1 protein-coding gene is annotated in these 1,032 nt (G+C 41.1%); it reads right to left on the bottom strand.

The window, feature by feature from the left end; translation table 11 throughout:
* Positions 1-947, bottom strand: a 947-nt coding sequence (locus Xinn_RS20995) for an IS30 family transposase (RefSeq protein ID WP_099137823.1), incomplete at its 3' end; no start/stop codon positions are given.
* Between the last annotated feature and the right edge of the window lie 85 nt (positions 948-1,032).

Raw genomic sequence — 1,032 nt, 5'->3', positions numbered from 1 at the left:
GGTATGCCTTTAAATAACTCATTCGGTGTTTGATAACCTCGCGTTTTTCGAGGACGTTTATTTAATCGATTTGCCACGAGATTTATCTCCAACTCTGAGACTTTATTAAAATCAGTCCCTTTAGGGAAGTAATCTCTGATTAATCCATTTGTATTCTCATTTATCCCTCTTTCCCAAGGCGAGTACGGATGTGCAAAATAAATTTTTGCCTCTAAATTTTGACTCAGACGTTCATGGTCGGCAAACTCCAAACCATTATCAAACGTGATCGTTTTCACTTTATCTTTTATCGAGGATAAATGCCTTATGGCTGCTTTCGAAACCGCTTCCGCCGTTCTATTTTCCAGTTTAATCATGATAGTAAAGAGTGACTTGCGTTCTACCAACGTCAATAACGCACTTTTATGATCTTTTCCAACAATAGTATCCCCTTCCCAATCACCAATACGTTGTTTTTTATCTACTATCTTTGGGCGCTCATCAATACTGACTCTGTTTTTGATTTTCCCTCTACGCTCATAGCTCCCGTAGCGTTTACGATACGGCTTTTTCGCTATCCTGAGATGTTGCCACAAATCACCGCCCTGATTTTTATCTTTATAAATAAGACGGTAAACCGTTTCATGATGTAAAGAGAGGGCCTTTTCTCGATGAAGATAGCCCACCGTTTGTTCAGGGCTTAAATCTTGCCAGATTAATTCTTTGATCCACGTTGTGACCTCAGGCGTCACTTTGACGGCTTTTAGGGCCGAACGACGGCGCTCTGATGCCTTAAATTGCGCTTGTCTAGGGCAGTATTTCTGTGCCGCCTGATTTCTCCTCAATTCCCGGCTAATCGTTGATGGCGCTCGACTGAGCGACGTTGCAATAAAACGTTGTGTAAAACCCGCTTCTTTTAAACTAAAAATCTGATATCTTTCTATTTCGGTCAGTTGTGTATAGGTCATAGTGCATTTTCCTTTGGCGAGAAAGATGCCTACTATAGCAACTGACCGCCTTTCTTAGAAATTGCACTTATTAGTCGAATCCAAG

This window comes from Xenorhabdus innexi, from assembly GCF_002632485.1.
GTDB lineage: Bacteria > Pseudomonadota > Gammaproteobacteria > Enterobacterales > Enterobacteriaceae > Xenorhabdus > Xenorhabdus innexi.
The sequence above is the reverse complement of the archived record's forward strand: the minus strand, read 5'-3'. Positions and strand labels throughout refer to the sequence as shown.